Source organism: Paenibacillus sp. 2RAB27, assembly GCF_052115445.1.
In the GTDB taxonomy this organism is placed as follows: domain Bacteria; phylum Bacillota; class Bacilli; order Paenibacillales; family NBRC-103111; genus Paenibacillus_E.
On sequence record NZ_JBFRGR010000026.1, the window covers coordinates 1 to 18,980 of the forward strand.

At 48.1% G+C, this 18,980-nt stretch carries 17 protein-coding genes; 7 read left to right on the forward strand and 10 right to left on the reverse strand.

Translation table 11 applies throughout. The features are described from left to right. Positions 1-308 precede the first annotated feature (308 nt). The gene (locus AB4114_RS26475) at positions 309-887 is read right to left on the reverse strand and encodes a TetR/AcrR family transcriptional regulator (RefSeq protein ID WP_441991148.1); all 579 of its coding nucleotides are present in this window, start codon (positions 885-887) and stop codon (positions 309-311) included. A gap of 15 nt (positions 888-902) precedes the next feature. Then, a complete protein-coding gene (locus AB4114_RS26480) occupies positions 903-1,628 on the reverse strand; it encodes an MBL fold metallo-hydrolase (protein ID WP_441991149.1) in 726 nt (241 codons plus the stop codon). A 159-nt stretch (positions 1,629-1,787) separates the two neighbouring features. Between AB4114_RS26480 and AB4114_RS26485 the strand changes: the two genes are divergently transcribed. The 3 genes from AB4114_RS26485 (at position 1,788) to AB4114_RS26495 (ending at position 3,912) form a co-directional block, all read left to right on the forward strand. Further along, positions 1,788-2,864: a M42 family metallopeptidase gene (locus AB4114_RS26485; RefSeq protein ID WP_441991150.1), complete on the forward strand. Its 1,077-nt coding sequence runs from the start codon at positions 1,788-1,790 to the stop codon at positions 2,862-2,864. Positions 2,865-3,042: 178 nt separating this feature from the next. Then, complete coding sequence (locus AB4114_RS26490; RefSeq protein ID WP_441991151.1) at positions 3,043-3,486, forward strand: GNAT family N-acetyltransferase; 444 nt, start codon at positions 3,043-3,045, stop codon at positions 3,484-3,486. A 54-nt stretch (positions 3,487-3,540) separates the two neighbouring features. Then, positions 3,541-3,912: a DUF2500 domain-containing protein gene (locus tag AB4114_RS26495; RefSeq protein ID WP_441991152.1), complete on the forward strand. Its 372-nt coding sequence runs from the start codon at positions 3,541-3,543 to the stop codon at positions 3,910-3,912. Between the two features lie 548 nt (positions 3,913-4,460). Here AB4114_RS26495 and AB4114_RS26500 read toward each other — a convergent pair. Both AB4114_RS26500 and AB4114_RS26505 read right to left on the reverse strand, forming a co-directional pair. Continuing rightward, positions 4,461-5,606, reverse strand: a complete 1,146-nt coding sequence (locus tag AB4114_RS26500; protein ID WP_441991153.1) for a HAMP domain-containing sensor histidine kinase — start codon at positions 5,604-5,606, stop codon at positions 4,461-4,463. Continuing rightward, positions 5,603-6,277 carry a response regulator transcription factor gene (locus tag AB4114_RS26505; protein ID WP_441991154.1) on the reverse strand — a complete coding sequence of 225 codons (675 nt, stop codon included), beginning with the start codon at positions 6,275-6,277 and terminating at the stop codon, positions 5,603-5,605. Before AB4114_RS26505 ends, AB4114_RS26500 begins: the two co-directional genes overlap by 4 nt. Before the next feature lie 189 nt (positions 6,278-6,466). Between AB4114_RS26505 and AB4114_RS26510 the strand changes: the two genes are divergently transcribed. Continuing rightward, positions 6,467-6,952, forward strand: a complete 486-nt coding sequence (locus AB4114_RS26510; RefSeq protein ID WP_441991155.1) for a hypothetical protein — start codon at positions 6,467-6,469, stop codon at positions 6,950-6,952. A 22-nt stretch (positions 6,953-6,974) separates the two neighbouring features. Here AB4114_RS26510 and AB4114_RS26515 read toward each other — a convergent pair whose 3' ends face one another. Beyond that, positions 6,975-7,514 carry a PadR family transcriptional regulator gene (locus tag AB4114_RS26515; RefSeq protein ID WP_441991156.1) on the reverse strand — a complete coding sequence of 180 codons (540 nt, stop codon included), beginning with the start codon at positions 7,512-7,514 and terminating at the stop codon, positions 6,975-6,977. Between the two features lie 117 nt (positions 7,515-7,631). Here AB4114_RS26515 and AB4114_RS26520 point away from each other — a divergent pair, with 117 nt between their 5' ends. Continuing rightward, positions 7,632-9,119: an MDR family MFS transporter gene (locus AB4114_RS26520; RefSeq protein ID WP_236292559.1), complete on the forward strand. Its 1,488-nt coding sequence runs from the start codon at positions 7,632-7,634 to the stop codon at positions 9,117-9,119. A gap of 61 nt (positions 9,120-9,180) precedes the next feature. Here the strand turns inward: AB4114_RS26520 and AB4114_RS26525 are convergent, their stop codons facing one another. Continuing rightward, positions 9,181-10,158, reverse strand: coding sequence for a Gfo/Idh/MocA family protein (locus AB4114_RS26525; protein ID WP_441991157.1), 978 nt, complete (start codon positions 10,156-10,158; stop codon positions 9,181-9,183). A 181-nt stretch (positions 10,159-10,339) separates the two neighbouring features. On the opposite strand from AB4114_RS26525, the gene AB4114_RS26530 reads away from it, so the two are divergent. Then, the gene (locus AB4114_RS26530; protein ID WP_441991158.1) at positions 10,340-10,951 is read left to right on the forward strand and encodes an FMN-binding negative transcriptional regulator; all 612 of its coding nucleotides are present in this window, start codon (positions 10,340-10,342) and stop codon (positions 10,949-10,951) included. A 62-nt stretch (positions 10,952-11,013) separates the two neighbouring features. Here AB4114_RS26530 and AB4114_RS26535 read toward each other — a convergent pair whose 3' ends face one another. The 3 genes from AB4114_RS26535 to AB4114_RS26545 all read right to left on the reverse strand — a co-directional run bounded on the left by AB4114_RS26535 (position 11,014) and on the right by AB4114_RS26545 (position 14,774). After that, the gene (locus AB4114_RS26535; protein WP_441991159.1) at positions 11,014-12,834 is read right to left on the reverse strand and encodes an ABC transporter ATP-binding protein; all 1,821 of its coding nucleotides are present in this window, start codon (positions 12,832-12,834) and stop codon (positions 11,014-11,016) included. A gap of 489 nt (positions 12,835-13,323) precedes the next feature. Continuing rightward, positions 13,324-13,719 (reverse strand): VOC family protein, encoded by a 396-nt coding sequence (locus tag AB4114_RS26540; protein ID WP_441991160.1) that lies wholly within the window; start codon positions 13,717-13,719, stop codon positions 13,324-13,326. Between the two features lie 5 nt (positions 13,720-13,724). Then, entirely contained in the window at positions 13,725-14,774 is a 1,050-nt protein-coding gene (locus AB4114_RS26545; RefSeq protein ID WP_441991161.1) for a diguanylate cyclase, read from the reverse strand. Between the two features lie 179 nt (positions 14,775-14,953). On the opposite strand from AB4114_RS26545, the gene AB4114_RS26550 reads away from it, so the two are divergent. Continuing rightward, positions 14,954-16,117, forward strand: coding sequence for an iron-containing alcohol dehydrogenase (locus AB4114_RS26550; RefSeq protein ID WP_441991162.1), 1,164 nt, complete (start codon positions 14,954-14,956; stop codon positions 16,115-16,117). Positions 16,118-16,187: 70 nt separating this feature from the next. On the opposite strand, the gene AB4114_RS26555 is transcribed toward AB4114_RS26550, so the two are convergent. Beyond that, entirely contained in the window at positions 16,188-18,518 is a 2,331-nt protein-coding gene (locus AB4114_RS26555) for an ATP-dependent DNA helicase (protein ID WP_441991163.1), read from the reverse strand. Positions 18,519-18,980: the final 462 nt, after the last annotated feature.

Consider the following 18,980-nt stretch of genomic DNA (forward strand, 5'->3'; position numbering starts at 1 on the left):
GCAGTAGCACAAAACATAAAAAAGATCGCCCGACAGCTTGCGAAGTGCGCAAACAAAAGGGGGATCTTTTTTATTGCATGTAAATATGCGTGGAAAGCAAATTGGAGGGTATTGAAAGTTTCATGAAAGCGCTTTACTCGACAGCCTGACTTTTTCCATCTAGTCATCCAATTTCATGAAATACGTCTATTTCAGCTGTACTTTTTCCATTTAGTTGGCCATGCGGGCTTGCGCTCTTCGCTAAGTTGGGAAGAAGTTAGGTGGAGCAGAAGGCAGAATCATGTGCGTGATGAGAAATAAGCATCACGCTACTTCTCACGCCCCACATCAGCACGCAGCCCCCGTAGATACGTCTGCAACAACCGGCGCAAACTCTCATCCCGATCCAGCCCCATGCGGAAGCCATTCCGATGCTCGAGCGAGGCGAATCCATGCACCATGCTCCGGAAACCGCGCACCACATGCAGCGCATCTTCCTCACTGAGTCCATAGGGCGCAAGGATGCGCAACAAGAAGGTCACAACCCCAGCACCGACTTCTTTCAACTCGGGATCTTCATAATCAGGCAGCGCTGAGATCGCCTCGTACAAACCCGGCTGCTTTCGAGCGAACTCCACATAAGCCACACCCGCAGCCAGCAAGGCTTCATCCTCAGCTTTACCAATTACGGCTTCAACCATCGCCTCTTTCACGAGGACAAGGCCCCGCTTCGATAGCTGCATGCGCAGATCAGGCAAACCTTTAATGTGATTGTAAAGTGAAGGTGTTTTAATATGGAGTTGGCCCGCCAGCGCTGCCAGCGAAAGCTGCTCAACCCCTTGTTGATTAGCAAGTTCTATTGCCGCTTGCAAAACCGTTTCTGCATCTAATCCTTGTCGAATCGCCATCTAGTGCCCCTCTTTCTAAATTGACGCTGATACGCCTTGGAATTTTGCAGTCGCTTCGTCGAGTGCAGCATCCATCACCGCTACCGGTTGCTCAATCATCCGTCCATGTCCGACTGCCAATAAGCTAGGCTCTAGCTGTCTCAATCTACGCGTACTTGCCAAGGAAGCTTCCTTACTCCAAGTCGCCAGCGCTGGGAACGGGAACTTCCACTTCACAACACCTGATACCGCTACTCCGCCTCGCACTTGAAAAGCATCCCCAGCGATCAACGCCCGGCTCCGTACATCAAGGAAAGCCATGGAACCTGGTGTATGACCAGGAGCTGCATAAGCTTGCAAGGACCCGATCCGATCCCCATCAGCCAGTAACACATCGGGCTTCGTCTGAATCCCTTTTGGAATGCCGCCCTTAATCGGGGTTTGCGGCTCACCCGCTTCTAACGCCACATCCCCCGCCAACAGCTTCGCATCTCTTCTGGAGATGTAGACCTGAGCTTGTGGCAGCATTTTTTTCAAACCGTCTAATGCACCAATATGATCCCCATGCGCATGTGTTAGAACGATACGTGTAATCGGCTTCCCAATTTGCTGCGCCGCCTGTAGAATACCTTTCACACTGAATGGTAAGGCCGCATCAATCAGGGTTAATTCGGACTCTTCCTCTACCAAGTAACAATTCACTGGGAAAAACCTAGGCATAAAAGCCAGCTGATACAGATGTCCGATTCGCGTTATTTTCATGTTAAACGCCTCCTGTTAACTATTTATATTAGTATAATAACTAATATCATTAGTTTTGTAAATAGGCATTTTTCGGGTACCAAAAACTTAACCTTCCATATGTGGTAAAATAGTTCTCATATTGTCCTACAATCCACACGAAGTGAGTGAGGTTACCTAATGAATACTGAAACTTTAGCACTTTTTAAAACGTTAACCGAAATGCAAGCTGCACCTGGCTTTGAGCGAGAGATCCGTGCATTTGTACGCGGCGAGTTGGCTAAATATACGGATGAGTTCGTACAAGACGGGCTCGGCAGCCTATTCGGGGTTGTGCGCGGCGATGAGGCAGGACCGCGCATCATGGTGGCGGGCCACTTCGACGAGGTAGGCTTCATCGTCAACGGCATCACCGAGCACGGCACAGTCAAGTTCCAGCCGCTCGGCGGCTGGTTTAGTCAAGTGCTGCCCGCGCAGCGCGTGCAGATCATGACGGCAAACGGACCGATCATCGGTGTGATCGGCTCCGTTCCGGTGCACTTGCTGGACGAGGCTGCGCGCAGCAAGCCTGCAGACATCAAGACGATGTACATTGACATCGGCGCGGAAGACAAAGCCGATGCCATCGCCATCGGCATCAAGCTCGGGCAGCAGATCGTGCCGATCTGCCCGTTCACACCCCTGGCTAATCCGAAGCGGATTATGGCCAAAGCTTGGGACAATCGCTATGGCGTCGGCCTCGCGATTGAGCTCTTGAAGGAGCTTCACGGCGGGCCGAAGCTCCCGAACGTCCTGTACGCGGGAGCCACCGTACAGGAAGAAGTCGGCCTGCGCGGCGCAAGAACGGCCACGAATATGATTCAGCCGGACTTGTTCTACGGGTTGGATGCTAGTGCAGCCGGGGATATGACCGGCGACCGCCAAGCTTTCGGGCAGCTAGGGCGCGGAGCGCTGCTGCGGATCTTCGATCCCACGATGATTACCCACCGTGGGATGGTTGAATTCATCCTGGATATGGCGGAGACGCATAAGATCCCGTATCAGTACTTCATCTCGCAAGGCGGAACGGATGCGGGACAGGTGCACGTACAAGGCAGTGGGATTCCATCCGCTGTGATCGGGGTATGTGCGCGGTATATTCACACTTCTGCGTCGATTCTTCACGTCGATGATTACGCCGCTGCCAAGGAACTGCTGATCAAGTTAGTACAGGCCAGCGATCGCACAACGTTAAACACCATTCTTTCTCAAGCCTAAGTCCCGTTTATAACCAAAAAAAAGCGTATCAAGATGAATTCTTGCTGCGCTTTTTTGCATTTCATTAAACATTGTCCTTATACGTAAAAAATTGACATTTTTTTCATAAATATAGAACTAATGTTCCAATATATGGTACAATTAGCAATATAACTTGTTATTAGAAAGAAGGATACCCATGACTACATGCATTCGTGAAGCAACACCCCAGGATACATCAGCAATTAGTTCACTTGTTTCTCATCTTACTGGCAAACTGATTTCCCCTTTACATATTGAAAATAGGCTGCATAACATGCGCGACAACCCAGACGAATTGCTATATGTCTTTGAAGAAAAGAATCGGATTCTCGGTACATTAAGCTTTCGTATCCGCAGAGATCATGCCGCACACAATGTAACATTTAGTGAAATTTCGGTTATTTCCTTTAAGCAAGATCCCGATAGTAACCAAGCACCTTTGGCACAGTTGAGAAGCTATGCCGAACAGCTGGCAAGTGATCATAACTGCGCTGGCATGATGTGGTTGACGGATGTAGAATCCACTGACATTTCCCGAACCACCCAACCGCCCATCGGCTTTCATGAAACCGGCTATCGTTTCGTCAAACGGTTCCTCTAGCTAGGAGAAAGTCGTTTCACCTATTCTATCAAATCTGCGAAGGAGTGCTTACTTGTGCTAGCTGGGTTAAATGAAGGAGCTTTAAGTACGCTTGTCCTTATCCTCTTCATCCTCATCCTTATTCTCGTGGTTGGCATCTTTCTATCCATTATTATCAAATCTCTTTCGGTCTGGACATCCAATAACAATGCCCCCATTCAAGATCGATTCTGTAAGGTTGTTGCCAAACGGATTCAACTCTCCGGAAACACCAGTAATTTAAATTCGAACACCTCCTACTTTGTTACTTTTGAGTTTGAAGACCGGAGCAGAATGGAATTGTGGATAGGCCGGCAGCAGTTTGGCCATATGGCCGAGGGGGATATAGGGAATTTAACTTTTCAGGGCACTCGTTTCAAAGAATTCGAACGTAAGAAAGCAATGTGAGCAATTCCACGAATACGCAAGCATTTACAAGGAAAAACAAAAAAATAGGCATATTTGTGCCGATTTTTGAATAATCTGAATATTTACAATATTTTAATAATAGGCTATTATAAATCCAAGGCAGACAGAGAGGACAACCCGCACCACACGGTGCAGTAACAACGAAGAGCCTTACAGACTTTCTAAGAGAGGGGATAGTCCATTGGACCATGTTAGCGAAGCATGCTACTCACTTGCGTTCTAAACGACAGGAACCAAGTGCAGGAACGTCCCACTCGTTCATCCAGCATGCAGGAAATCAGATCAGGCAGGTCATCACATTAGGAAAGGAACAGTAGTGAGGGACTTGTCGTATGGTTGATTAAATGGGCAATTAACGAAGAGGAAAGGACACTTTAACTTTGAGGCGAACGTATCGATTGCAGCAACTGACTTGCGAATTTTCGGGGAATGGAGTGTGCGGAAGAACAATTGAATAGGCAAAATGACTCATAGAGACCTCCGGTTATCATGGATAAGCGGGGGCCTCTATTTGCGTTCATACGATTTTAAATGTTGGGTATCTGTGCCTTCTGAACAATCGGTAATCGGACAATGAAAGAAGTCAGTTCCTCCATTCCGCTTTCCACCGTGATCGACCCATGATGCATCTCCACGATTTTCTTCGCAATCGACAAGCCCAGCCCATTGCCTCCTGCCATGCGATTTCTAGATTTATCCGCTTTATAAAAACGTTCAAAAATATGCGTCTGATCCTCTTCTGGAATGTTAGGCCCATTATTCGATATCCGCGTTACAGCCTCTTCCCCATTACTAACCACTCGAACACGAATCGTTCCGCCAACTGGTACAAATTTCACTGCGTTGTGGATGAGGTTTGTCCATACCTGGCTGAGTAGATCCTCATCGGCCTGGGCGGTTACTGGATCCAGCTCGATGTCCATTTCAATATCTTTATCTACCCACTGCGGCTCACAAGCGAGGATATGATTGCGCAACTGTTTATCCAAACGATAGCTTTTCGGTTCAAAAGGATGATGCTGCGACTCCAAGGAAGTCAGTTTCAGCAAATTTTCGCTGAGCTTGGATAAGCGTACACTTTCCGTTTCAATGATAGTCAAATAATGCTTACGCTCCTCCGGCGACAGCTGATCATTCTGCAGTGCGCGGGAGAATCCGCTAATGGACGTTAAAGGCGACTGAATCTCGTGAGAGACGTTGGAAATAAACTCCTGCCTCATTTTCTCTAATTGCCCGAGATCGGTCGCCATTTGATTGATCGACTCCGCTAACTCCACGAAGGGTCCATTTCGAGGATTATCATCCACCAACACATTGAAGTCCCCTCTCGACATGCTTCGGATCGCTTGATTCAAACTTTGGAAGAAAATTAACTGATGCTTCCTCATAAATTGGCCAAGAATGGCCATAGTAATCCCCCAGAAGAACATGCCTCCGATGCAGTTGATCAATTGCACGATGACTTCCGCAGGGCGTTTCCCCAGATGTTCGTAGAGATACTCCGTGCCATAGAAGGCAGCTAACCAATACACGATAATAAGAATAAATATCCCTAAGCCGAAAAAGAAGCCGCCTATTCGTTGGAGAATGGACTGCTTATTATTCTGGCTCATTCTCCGCTTCTTCTGTCTTTCTCTCCGCTCTCTTCTCTCTGCTCTGTGCCGATGATTCATTTCAGCACCTCCAGCCGATAGCCCAAGCCTCGAATTGTAGCGATGCGAAAAGCGTGCCGCTCCTCAGGAAATCGCTCACGCAGCCGATTAATATGCACATCAACGGTTCGCTCGTTGCCTTCATAGTCAAAGCCCCAAATCTGCTCGATCAACTGATCGCGCGAGAAAGTTTTGCCCTGGTAGCTCGCGAGCTTGTAAAGCAGTTCGAACTCCTTGAGTGGCAGCGTGATGCTCTCTGCGCCAATGGTGACTTCATAGGTTTTGCGATTCATGCTTAAATCGCCAGCCTGAATCGTTTGCGAGGAAGCGATTTTATAGCGCTTCAGCAGCGCTCTCACTCGCATCGCCAACTCAAGCGGTTCGAAGGGCTTGGTGAGGTAGTCGTCTGCGCCGAGCTCGAAGCCCTTGACCTTCTGCGCCGTTTCTCCTTTGGCCGTTAGCATGAGTATCGGCACATCATAATGCTCTCTAAGCTCCTTGCACAGCTCCCATCCGTCCATGTTCGGCATCATCACATCAAGAATAACCATATCGACTTGGACGGTTTGCAGCTTCTTGAGCGCTTGGACGCCATCTTCGGCCTCGACGACATCGAAGCCCTCGTTCAGCATGAACACGCGGACAAGCTCACGAATATACGGATCATCATCTACGATCATAATAGGTGCCATTTATGTTCAGCCTCGATTCTTGATGTTATTGTCTGCATATAGAATGTGTTTATGATAGAAATTAGTATAAAGGAGCAATATAAACTCAATTTAAACCAGAAGCTTATTTTATGAAATGAAAGGGCTTTATTTGGAAAATGATTTATGATAAATTTGGGAAAAGGAACAGTTTGGGGGGTTGTGGCCTGTATGACAAATAACACATTGGCGGATTTCAACAAGCTGACTACCGCGGAAGCGGAAGCCCTATTTAGGCGCGAGGTACTCTCGGAAGGATTCGCAGGTTTCAGGCGGTTACTCGACAGTCTCACGGATGCGATCAAAGCCGCGGGGGACACAGAAATGGACATCGTCGAACAGTCCGTTGCGAAAGCAAAGCGACTTTTTCCTGAACCTGTTGATTTCAGTCCATCTTGGGAGAAGATTTGGCCAGAGCTCGAAAGTACCCTAGCTGCCAAGAAACACATTTTCGCAAACATCCCTCAAGCAGAGAGAGCCGGAGAATGGCAGGTTATCATGGATAATCCGCTCGTAGTACAAGAGGTCGTCTGCTACCCTGCATTGACGTTCGAGGATGCGGCCTATCTGTATGCTTATTTCCGACCGCAATTAGAGAAGTCCGAATACATTCGTCTGCAGAAAATCCAAACCGTCATACAGGAAATCGGCAGTTAGGATCACTTGAAAATACTTCAAATCACTTCAATTTCTCCTTCATCCACTCACACCAATATAAATCCGTATCTACTTTCATTGTGGCTTTATGTACCAATACATACATGCCGAATGCATCATCTTCAATCTCTAATTGATCGAGCGGTTTATCACTTCCTTGTTGGAGCTTATCCATCAGGAGGTTGAATCGCTCTTTTTTCTTCTTATAATATACTTCGCGTACCGCGAGCATCTTCCTCGCCTGTTCTTTATCCACTAATCCAATGCAGTACACCTTAAGGGCAAGCTCATCCCTTGTCACAGGTTCATCCGTTGGCTCAGCGATCCAACCCCGTAATGCCTGCTTCCCTTGCTCTGTGATGGAGTACACTTTCTTATCTGGCTTATCGGATTGAGGAACATGTACGAAAGCGACGTGCCCCTTTTGCTCTAATTGTGCTAATAAGGGGTAGATCTGGCTATGTTTGGCTGACCAAAAAGGCTGTATATGTTGCATAAGCTCATACCCCGAACGGGAGTTTTTGGTTAAAAGGCTTAGTAATCCATATGAAAGGGTATTCATTTCCGCTCCTCCTTTATGTCATTATTGACATATAAACATATCGGTAGTATGATGATTTTCATTCAAATTATAGAGAATACTATCGGTAAGATCAATGGATAGAGTGGAGGCATTATTTTGAGTAAGGATGAGTTACAGCAAGTGCGCTTCTGGCCAATAATGATCGCTATCTTCTTCGGATCGTTCGTTTCGATTCTAAGTATGAGTACGATTAATATCGCGATACCGATTCTTAGTGATCATTTCCATACAGATTTGAGCAAAATCCAATGGACAATTACTGGTTTCATGCTCGCAAGCGGTACGATCGCTCCGATTACAGGGTATTTCGGGGAGAAATTCAGCTACAAACGATTATACGCGATTGCGTTGATTGGTTTTACCGTATTTTCACTCCTATGTGCGTTAGCATGGGATGCTTCATCCCTGATTGCTTTCCGTATTATTCAAGGGGCTTTCAGCGGTCTAATTATGCCAGCTACCATGACGATTGTGTATCAAGTTATCCCGCGTGACAAGCAACCGATCGCGATTTCACTTTGGTCCTTGTCTGCTATGATGGCGCCAGCAATCGGGCCTACATTGAGCGGTTGGCTATTGCAAAATTGGAGCTGGCACTGGTTGTTCCTCATGAACGTACCTGTCGGCATTGTTGCTATTATTCTCGTTTTCAAATTAATCCCTTATTACCGTCTTTCTGTTCCAAAAAGGTTCGATTTAATCGGCTTACTCACTGTCGTTGTCAGCAGTCTTGCCTTGCTCGTCGGCTTCTCCCAAGGACATGCTTGGGGATGGTCATCAGGACGTGTTATTGGTCTATTTGCAACAGGTTTCCTAGTCCTTCTGCTATTCATTTGGAGAGAACTTAAGGCTGACTCCCCATTATTGAATATCCGTGTTTTGAAAAACTCGAGATATACGCTATCACTCATTATTTCCAGTATTGTTACGATAAGCTTGTACTCTGGTACCTTCCTGACACCAATTTTCTTGCAAAACATTCAGCATGTTACTCCCTTGGATACAGGATTAATTCTATTACCTGCCTCCCTCGTGATGGCACTTTGTATGCCAATCGTAGGCAAGCTGTATAGCAGTGTTGGGCCTCGTATTCTAATTTTTATCGGTATTTCCTTAATTGCGATTGGTACGCTCACACTCAGTTGGTTAAGTACAGACGTGTCACGCGGCTATATTGTGTTCTGGATGATCGTTCGGAACGTCGGGATTGCCTTCGCTACGATGCCTGCAAGTAATGCAGGGATGGAGCAAATTCCGAGAACTCTTTCTGGCCATGCAACATCGATTAATAACTGGGTTCGTAACGTATTCGGGTCCTTCGCGATTGCCCTATTCACTTCCGTTTTATCGTCCCAAACCGCAACACATAGCAAGGATCTTGCTACCGGCGGGATGACGGACAAAGTGCAAATTGGTACTCACGCCTTCACGATGAGTGTCAATGACGTATACTTGCTTGCCACATTTATTGTTCTGGTCGCTCTGCCGCTCAGCTTGTTCCTTAACAAGCGTTCCTTAGCACCCGACAATCCTTCTGCGTCGGCACCTGCTCCTATTGTAGCAACGCCGAGCCCGAAAGCCTAATGCATGAATAAAGAACCCCAGCCTGATGTCATTCACATTAGGCTGGGGTTTTCGTTTATACTTATGCGCGGTAGAAGTCGCGCAGCAATTCGTCCATCACACGATTCGTACGTGCAGCTGTTATACCCGTACTAGGACTTTGCCCGATGCCTCGGAGATCATCAACAATCTTCTGAATCAGCGGCTGTTGAACGTGTGGAGGGTTGGGAATCGTCAGTTCTTGAACATCCCCATCTGCGGTTTCAATGCGCAGATCACCACTAAACGTAGAGAACGATAGTTTACCAAGGCTACCCACAATCTCATTCAAATCTAGGCGTGTGAACGCATTGAAGCTCCATACCCCTGTACCCATCACACCGGATTCAAATGCGTAGCTCGTTGTTACGATATCTTCGACCTTTTGCTTGCCAGTTTGATTGCTTGCGAATCCTTTGACCTCTCCGATCGGCCCCAATATATAATCAAGGATATCCAGTGCATGGCTCGCCAAGTCCACGAATAGTCCGCCACCGGACAGTTCAGGCTGAATGCGCCACGGTTCTAGTCCTTCTTCATACTCTCTCATCGGTTGCAGGTAGGTGGATTGTACGAAACGGACCTCCCCGATCACCCCACTATCAATCAGACGCTTGATCTCCACGAATTTAGGGAGCCCTCTGCGATAATACGCCACAAATAAAGGCACGCCCGCTTCTTCACAAGCGGAGATCATTTCTTGACACTCTGCGTGATTTCTAGCCATCGGCTTCTCCACGTAGACAGGCTTTCCTGCTTTGGCAGCGAGTAACGTATACTCGTGATGGAATCCTGGCGGCGTTGCGACATAGACCGCATTTACATCTGGGTCGTTGACTAACGCCACGGCGTCATCGTACCATTTTGCCACACCATGCCGCTTCGCATAGTCCTCTGCTAGTGCCCCATTGCGGCGCATTACCGCGACTAGCTCCGAGCCTTCTGCCTTCTGCAGGGCTGGGCCGCTTTTGACCTCCGTCACATCACCGCAGCCAATAATTCCCCAACGAACTTTTTCCATTCTATTGCCTCCTCTTGAATTGCGTAGTTGGTTAGGTATTCGACATTAGGGTTGCGACCTCCTGTACACACTTCGTAAGCAACAATAGTGGTCTACTCAAAATCGAAGAAATTGGCACTTTTTATATACCATAATGGTTGCTATACTATTGCTAAAATGCTAAGACAAAGAAGGTGCAGCCATGTACACACCCTCCCATTTTAAAATAGAAGAGCTGTCGGAGATGTATGACCTCATCGAAGCGTATAGCTTCGCTACGGTCGTTTCGCAACATCAGGAGCGCCCCTTCGCGACTCATATCCCCCTAATGTTGAGTGCTGAGGAGCAGTGCCTATATGGGCACTTCGCTCGTTCTAATCCACAGTGGGTGGATATCGAGGGGCAGGAGGTTTTGGTCATTTTCCAAGGTCCCCACTGCTATATCTCGCCTTCCTGGTATGGAACGGCTGCCGCTGTCCCAACGTGGAATTATATGGCCGTTCATGTGTATGGCAAGGTCGAGCTCATTCACGACGATCAAGACGTGTTACGCGTCTTACGGCAGCTAACCAGCAAGTATGAGAGGGCCGACAGCCCGTATGATTTAGACAGCGTTGATCCTCACTTGATTGCTGGGCTGAGCAAAGGGATACAAGCCTTCCGGCTCTCGATTTCCAGCATCGAAGGCAAGGCCAAGCTCAGCCAGAATCAGCCCGTAGAGCGCCAAGAGCGCATTATTCGAGAATTGGAGCTTAAGGGAGATCAGGAGCAGCAGATTGCTGTGCTAATGAAGGGAAAACTGGGTGGCGTCTAATGCCGCGAACGAACAAAAAGCCTCTACCCCGTCATTTCATGGGTGTAGAGGCTTTTTGTCATTCAAGAATGGATTTGCTCAGTTGGCGCCAATTCAGTTGTCAGCAGTGAATGCTCTGCAATCAATTGCTCTTGTATCTGCAGCTGTTGGGTAGCAAACTCACGATACATCTCATGTGACTCGATAAGCTCTTGGTGCGTGCCGCGGCCTGTAACGACACCTTTGTCGAGAAACACGATCTGATCCGCGTCGACGACCGTAGATAAACGATGGGCAATGACTAAGGTTGTACGTCCTTGCATCAAATTCTGCAGCGCTTGCTGTACGACGACCTCTGATTTGCTATCCAAGCTTGATGTCGCTTCGTCCAGCATGAGAATCTTCGGATCGCGCAGCAGCGCCCGGGCAATAGCAATCCGTTGCCGCTGTCCGCCTGACAGCTTGATTCCGCGCTCTCCGACTTCCGTGTCATACTTCTGCGGAAGCTCTTCAATGAAACCATCCGCATAGGCCATCTCGGAAGCCCGCTTCAGTGCCTCTTCTGTCACTTCGTGCTGCAAGCCATAACAAATATTATCCCGAATTGTCCCCGCAATGAGCGGACTTTCCTGCGATACATAGCCGATCTGGCTGCGCCAGGAGACGAGCGAGTACTGACCAATCCTTGCTTCGCCTAGTGAGATGTTACCCTCTTGCTGCGAGTAAAAACGTTCCAGCAACGAGAACATCGTCGTCTTCCCGCTTCCGCTCGGCCCTACAATCGCGGTAACTTTACCCGATTCCATCGTGAAGCTAACATCTTTGAGAACCGATTCACCCTCTTTATAACCAAACGATACATGCTCGAAATGCAGGGATTGGGAAGCATCTTTAACGGGTAAACCTACGTGCGGATCCTCCTCTTCATGATCCAGCACCTGAAGAATGGTATCTGTTGCGCCCATCGCTTTCTGAGTTTGCGTGAAAAATTGAGTAATCTGCGTAATCGGCATCACAATTTGGAATAAATACAGCATGAAAGCGACCAACTGACCGGCAGATATCGCTCCTGACGCTACGCGTGTGCCACCATACCCGAAGAGGACGACGAACATCATCAACATGACAAACATAATCAGCGGCGACATCAAGGCTTGAATTTTGCCTTCTTTTAGTCCAAATTTGAACAACGTCTGGATCCCTGCGCTACCTTCCTTGTACTCCACAGGCTCTGCATTGGCAGCCTTCACCAAACGAATCTCAGATAATACCCGATTCAACACCGACGTGAAATTAGCCGTTTCGGCTTGCATGCCTTTAGAAATTTTGTACATTTGCATACCTAATGGAAAAAGGATAAGGAAAGCAATCGGGAATATGCTGAACATGATCAGTGTCATTTTCCAATCCATATACAAGAGCACGATAATAGACCCGATAATGGAAATGGTGCCCGTAATAAACCCAGCCATGTGCTCAGCAATAAGGCCTTTAATAATGGCCGTATCATTCGTCATCCGCGAGATCGTGTCCCCCGTTTGATGATTATCATAATACTTAACCGGAAGCACGAGCAGTTTCTTCCACAGGCGATCCCGAATACCCGCCACTACGCGCTGACCTGAAAAATTCAATAAATACGTGGCTACGCCAGAAGCAACAGCCGATGCGATGAAGGCAAGCCCCATCCCGCTAATTTGCCACCAATTCAGTGAGCTAATGGAGAAATTATCGACCACATTTTTCGTGAATAGCGGTATAACCAAGGAGACAAGCGTTGCGATCACACTTAACCCCAGCGCAATACTCAGCAAAAGTTTAGGCGGATTAGCGCTCTTCAGCAAGCGGAGGAAGCCCCGCCAGTCATTTTTTTGTTTCGGTAGATCTCTTTTCGTCTTTGCCATCTATCTCTACTCCTTTACCCGATCGGATGTAATTCCGTGTGAATGAATTTGTTATCTACCACTGGTTATGATCATACTCCCCTATTTTAAACAGAATATAAACGCGTTCGAATCGGTCCTGAGGCGGAATGGGAGATCTGGAGGCGAATTCGAACCCAATCCTCCCTATCGCTCCCGTCTAACGGACACGGATGACGTTATTCGGTCATTTGGCTGGATTCGCCTGTTCTATCGGACAACACGGCCGTTATTCTCCAGATTGAGATGCAATATTACTTCTAAAACCGTAAATAGCGGCTCTAGTGTCCGTTAAATGAGGAATCTGTCTGATTTCGTCGCAATAGCGACTGCTATGTCCATTAGAATTACACCGGTCGCGGGAGGAGCGATACAACGAGAGTTAGCGGAGAGAAGTATCGGAGAGGGCAAGGAAAAAGCTCCCTCACGATAGCCATACGGCTTCTCACAAGGGAGCTCTCTTCGTTCCATTTATAATTCAGTAGCCACCTGCCACATAACTCCGTAACGATCTTGCACACGCCCCAGCATCGTTCCCCAGAACATGCGTTCAAATGGCATGATGACATCGCCATCCATAGCTAAACCATCATAAATCTTGCGCGCCTCCTCCTCATCCTTGAAGGTGAGTGCCAAATCCATACCATTGCCTCGGTCACTGGCCTCTATACCTGCATCAGCCATGAAGAATTGTAGACCCAGCGCCTGCAGTTCCAAATGCATAACCAGGTGCTTCTTCGACTCTTCCATCCCAGGTAGATCGCCATACGACTGGACGTTAATAATTTCTCCGCCTAACACGCTCACATAGAAGTCAGCCTGCTTTCGCGCGTCAGCACTATAAATATAAGGGGATAAGGTTGCCATAGTTTCTACTCCATCCTTTCTGTACGAGCCCATAGCAATTGATTTTTGCCATGTGTTTTCGCTTCATAAAGTAATTCATCAGCCGCGGCGACCAGCTCCGACTTCCCTTGTCCCCGATCACGGAGTGCAGCTCCGAAACTCATCGTAACTTGAAATGCATCATTACCATGCTCAAATACTTTGGCCCGCAGCTTGTCCAGAAATAAGTTGAATAGCTCCGTCGCCTTATGCTGAGAATCTGTATAAAAAATAATCGCAAACTCCTCACCACCATAGCGAAAGGCACAGCCTTGCGTACTTGGGATGGACGCCTCTAATAGGCTGCCAATCTCTCTCAAAACCGTATCACCTGCTTGGTGACCGTAGCGATCATTGATTTGCTTAAAATAGTCAATATCCCCCATCATAAGTGTGAGTGGTCGTCTACTTGCAATAGCCTCTCTCAACTGTTCTTGAAAGCTTCGATGGTTATGGAGCCCTGTTAAATAATCCTGTTTTGCTAAATTTTCAAAAATCCCCTTTTCAATGAAATGCTTCCGCTCCCTTGCTACAATGATGCCACCAATGACGCCAATCATAAGTAGGAAGACAAAATTAAAAAAATGTCGGGGTATGTCGTCTATTAGAAACCCGCCATCCACTAGCTCAACTACGAAGCAATATCCGATGATGATCATCCCCGTCGCCACCATGGATCCTCGGAAGCTCCAATACATCGAAGCGTGAAGAATAACTAAGTAAGCAATTGGGAGAAGTGGGCTATGTGTCCCATCTGTCAATATGATAACAGCAATAAAGGATACATAATCCATGACTACACCTACTCGTGTCACTATGCGATAGAAACCAGAAGCTATAGGAGTAAAGTGCAGAGCCACCTCCGTAGTTGCCATATACAGAATAGCGATTACAAGCATACTCCAAAAAAGAGTTAGACTCTGCGAGGCGCTATAGTAATAGTTCAGATACAAATAGGATGCAGCAGCAAGAAGGAACCAACGTACACAACTGTATGCAATTTCTAAGATATGGTCAGACTTTCTTAATTTCACCATGCTGCAATCACATCCCTACCAGATGACATTCCCCTTATTCATTCTATACCTTGTCCCTATGTCCTTCTTATATGCTCTCGAACCACGAATCCGTCGCCAATTTTGTTTTTAGCAGATCGTTACTATACAATAGTAAGAGGGGCACCAACGCCCCCATATATGTTCAAGGAGGTAAGATCATGAATAATTTCACTTTCCATAATCCAACAACCCTACATTTCGGTCAAGGTCAATTAGACAAACTAACAACTGAAGTACCTAAGTATGGGAAAAATATCTTACTCGTCTATGGTGGTGGCAGCATCAAAGCCAATGGCATCTATGACAAGGTTGTTCATCTCTTACAAGGACTAGAAGCAACCATCGTAGAGCTTAGCGGCGTTGAGCCCAACCCGAGATTAACGACCGTCCACCGCGGTGTAGCCCTGTGCCGCAGCAACAACATCGACCTTATCCTTGCAGTAGGCGGCGGCAGTGTGATTGACTGTGCGAAAGCCATTGCCGTGGGCGCCAAGTTCGATGGCGACTTCTGGGATATCGCTACGCGCAAAGCAGCAGCAACAGGCGCACTCCCGTTAGCAACCGTTCTAACCATTGCTGCGACTGGTTCGGAAATGAACTCTGGTTCCGTCATTACCAATTGGGAAACGAACGATAAACTAGGCTGGGGAAGTCCTTATTCCTTCCCGAAATTTTCTATCCTCGACCCAGCTCATACAACATCATTACCTGAAAATCAAACCGTATACGGCATGGTCGATATTATGTCTCACGTGTTCGAGCAATACTTCCATCATGGGACGAATACGCCTATACAGGATGGGTTCTGCGAAACGATTCTGCGTACGGTTATCGACACGGCTCCTCTATTGCTAGAGGATCTGAACAATCTTGAACATCGCGCAACCATTCTGTACAGCGGTACGATGGCGCTTAACGGCACGTTAAGCATGGGTATCCGTGGGGATTGGGCGACGCACAACCTGGAGCATGCGGTTTCTGCTGTCCATGATATCCCGCACGGCGGCGGTCTAGCCATCCTCTTCCCGAACTGGATGACTCACAACCTCGACGCCAACGTGGGACGGTTCAAGCAGTTCGCGCAGCGCGTCTTTGGCATCGATGCCTCCGGCAAATCCGACAAGCAAGTGGCGGAAGAAGGTATCGCGGCACTGCGCGCGTTCTTCACAAGCATCGGCGCACCTAGCCGATTGGCTGATTACAACATCGACGAATCCACCATCGAGCTCATGGCCGATAAGGCTATGATTTACGGCGATTTCGGCAACTTCCAGAAGCTGACTCGCGCCGATGTCGTGAAAATTTATCAGATGTCGCTATAAATATCATAGCGAACATGAAGAAGCCGCACTCCAAGGTCAACCTTGGGGTGCGGCTTTTTACGTTGAGGTCTTAACGCTGCACAGGCAGCACCTTATAGTCGCGCCATTCCTCCGGCAGCAAGCGCTGATAACGCGGCTGCAGGTAGCGATCGTCGATCAGCAGCAGCACGCCGTGATCCGTTTCGGAGCGAATTAACCTTCCGCCAGCCTGCTGCACCTTGTTCATGCCGGGGTAGACATAGGCGTAATCGTAGCCGTTTTTGCCCGTGCGCTCCATGTAATCCTTGATCAGATTGCGCTCAGGTCCTAGCTGCGGCAATCCAACACCGACAACTACGACGCCCGTTAGACGGTCACCAACAAGATCAATGCCCTCGGAGAAGATACCGCCCATCACCGCAAACCCTACTAACGTCATCTCCGCTCCCGCCTGAAACGCCGATAGGAAGTGCTCTCGCTCCTCCTCCGTCATCTTGGTCTGCTGAACGAGTACATGGAGCTGCGACTCATCCGCCGCCTCACCTACAAGATCCGTAAATGCCTCATACACACTGCTCATATACGCGTACGAAGGGAAAAACACCAAATAATTACCAGCTCGTCCCGTGACCAGCTCATAGATCGAACGAGCAATCTGCGTACGACTGTTTTCCCGGTCCTGATAACGAGTCGAAAGCGGCTGCACGAAAACCTCCAGCTGCTCTTTCGCAAAAGGCGACGGCACCGTCACAGAGTAATCGTCCTCTCCTGCCCCTAACATGTCCATGAAATAGGACAAAGGTGACAACGTCGCCGAGAAAAACACATGCGCCCGATACCCCTTCCCCATTTGCCGCAACAAATGAGATGGATCCAAGCACACGAGCTTCACGCTGACCTCGTTCCGGTCATTCACAGCCAGCGTCACATACCGCTCGTCATACAACTTCGAGATGCGCACGAAATTTTGCGCGGCAAAATACGCATCCAAAAGTACCGCACTCACCGGGTTACCACCGGCCGATCTCGCTAATTCCTTTTCAGCAACCCCTATAAAAGCTTCCACATGCACCAACAACGATTCCGGCAGTCCCGACTCCACCATCATCTCACGATCTCCCACTTGCTTGCGGAGCGCTATGAAATACGCATTTATCGCCTTCGCCGCGTCATGGAGCTCTTTACTAGCACCTTTGAACTCCCGCTGCAGTGTAAGAAAAACCGATTTGTGCAGCTCACTGGCGTACATTTCCCGTGCTCGATCCACCAGATTATGCGACTCATCAATAAGCAGCGCTGTTTTGCGCTTCTGCTCCTCGAACAGCCTTTTCAAATTCACACGCGGGTCAAAGATATAATTGTAATCACAAATCACCGCATCCGCCGCATAAGCCACGTCCAACGAGAACTCAAACGGACACACACGGTGCTTCCGCGCATACGTCTCAATCACAGAACGGGTCATCACCGTTTCCTGCCTGAGCAGATCAAGCACCGCCTCATTCACCCGATCATAGTAGCCATCCGCGAACTCACAGTGTGCCGGCGTACACTTGACCTCGTCTTTCAAACACACTTTATCCTTCGCGGTTAGCGTCACCACCTGTAGCTGCAAGCCCTTGTCCTGCAACAGGTAAAAAGCTTCCTCAGCCGCCGTACGCGTTATCGTCTTTGCCGTCAAATAAAAAAACCGCTGCAGCACGCCCTCCCCCATCGCTTTCACCGACGGAAAAAGCGTAGACATCGTCTTGCCAATGCCTGTTGGTGCCTTAGCGAATAGCTTGTGCCCGTCCTGGATGGTTTTGTATACCGCTCCTACCAGCTTGCGCTGCCCTTCACGATACTGTGGAAAAGGGAACTGCAGCTCCTTGATGCTCTGATTTCTGCGCTGCTCATGGTCAAACTTCATTTGTGCGTATGGATAGTAGTTCTGAATCACCTCTTGCACAAACTGCTCAAGCTCATCGTAAGCTGCTTCCCTTACAAAATGCCGCGTCTCCTCCGTATCCACCTGTGTATACGTCATCTGAACTCGCATATGGCTACGCCCACGATCATGGGCCACCATGTACGCATAACACATCGCCTGTGCCCAGTGCACAGGGTACGAATTCTCTTCAATCAGCGCAATATCTCCGGAAGTCGATTTGATTTCATCTACCGTAAGCATATCTCCGTCATCAGTCCCATTTAGCAGCCCATCACAACGCCCATCTATGACAAATAAAAGCCCCTCATGCGCAATCTCCGCAGACACATACACTTCATGCTGATCGGACTCTCCGTATTGCTTTTGCAATCTCTGATGCGCCTTCGTGCCATCTCTCAATGCCTTGCTCGACCGAAATTCCGCATCAATACTACCACTGCTAAACACATATTCCACAAGCGAACGAACCGATATCTGAACAACAGCTAGCATGCCATGTCTCCATTTTTAGAACATTTGTTCCTTATTATACCATGCGTGTCAGTGAAACACTACTAGCCCCTGTCACTCTAACCTCCCCATGCAAAATAACTGGATTTTGTACAGCTAATTTCATCGCTTTACCCCGATTAGGCGAAATAACTGGAAAATATCCATCTAAAATCGAGCATATACAAGAAAATCATCAAAACCCGTCGAATTAACTACATATTTTCCATCTAAACGCGAATTTCCAAGGAATAGGGGGGAATTAGCTGTATTTTTTCCATTTATTTGAGTGTGGCGGGAGGGAGGTGATTGAGTGTGAGAAGGGTAGCGTGTTGCGGGTGAGGTAGATGAGGGGTAAGAGTGGCGTGTGGTTCGTGTGATAGATGAATGAGTAAAGAGTAGCGTGTGGTTCGTGTGATAGATGAATGAGTAAAGAGTAGCGTGTGGTGGGTGAGGTAGATGAGT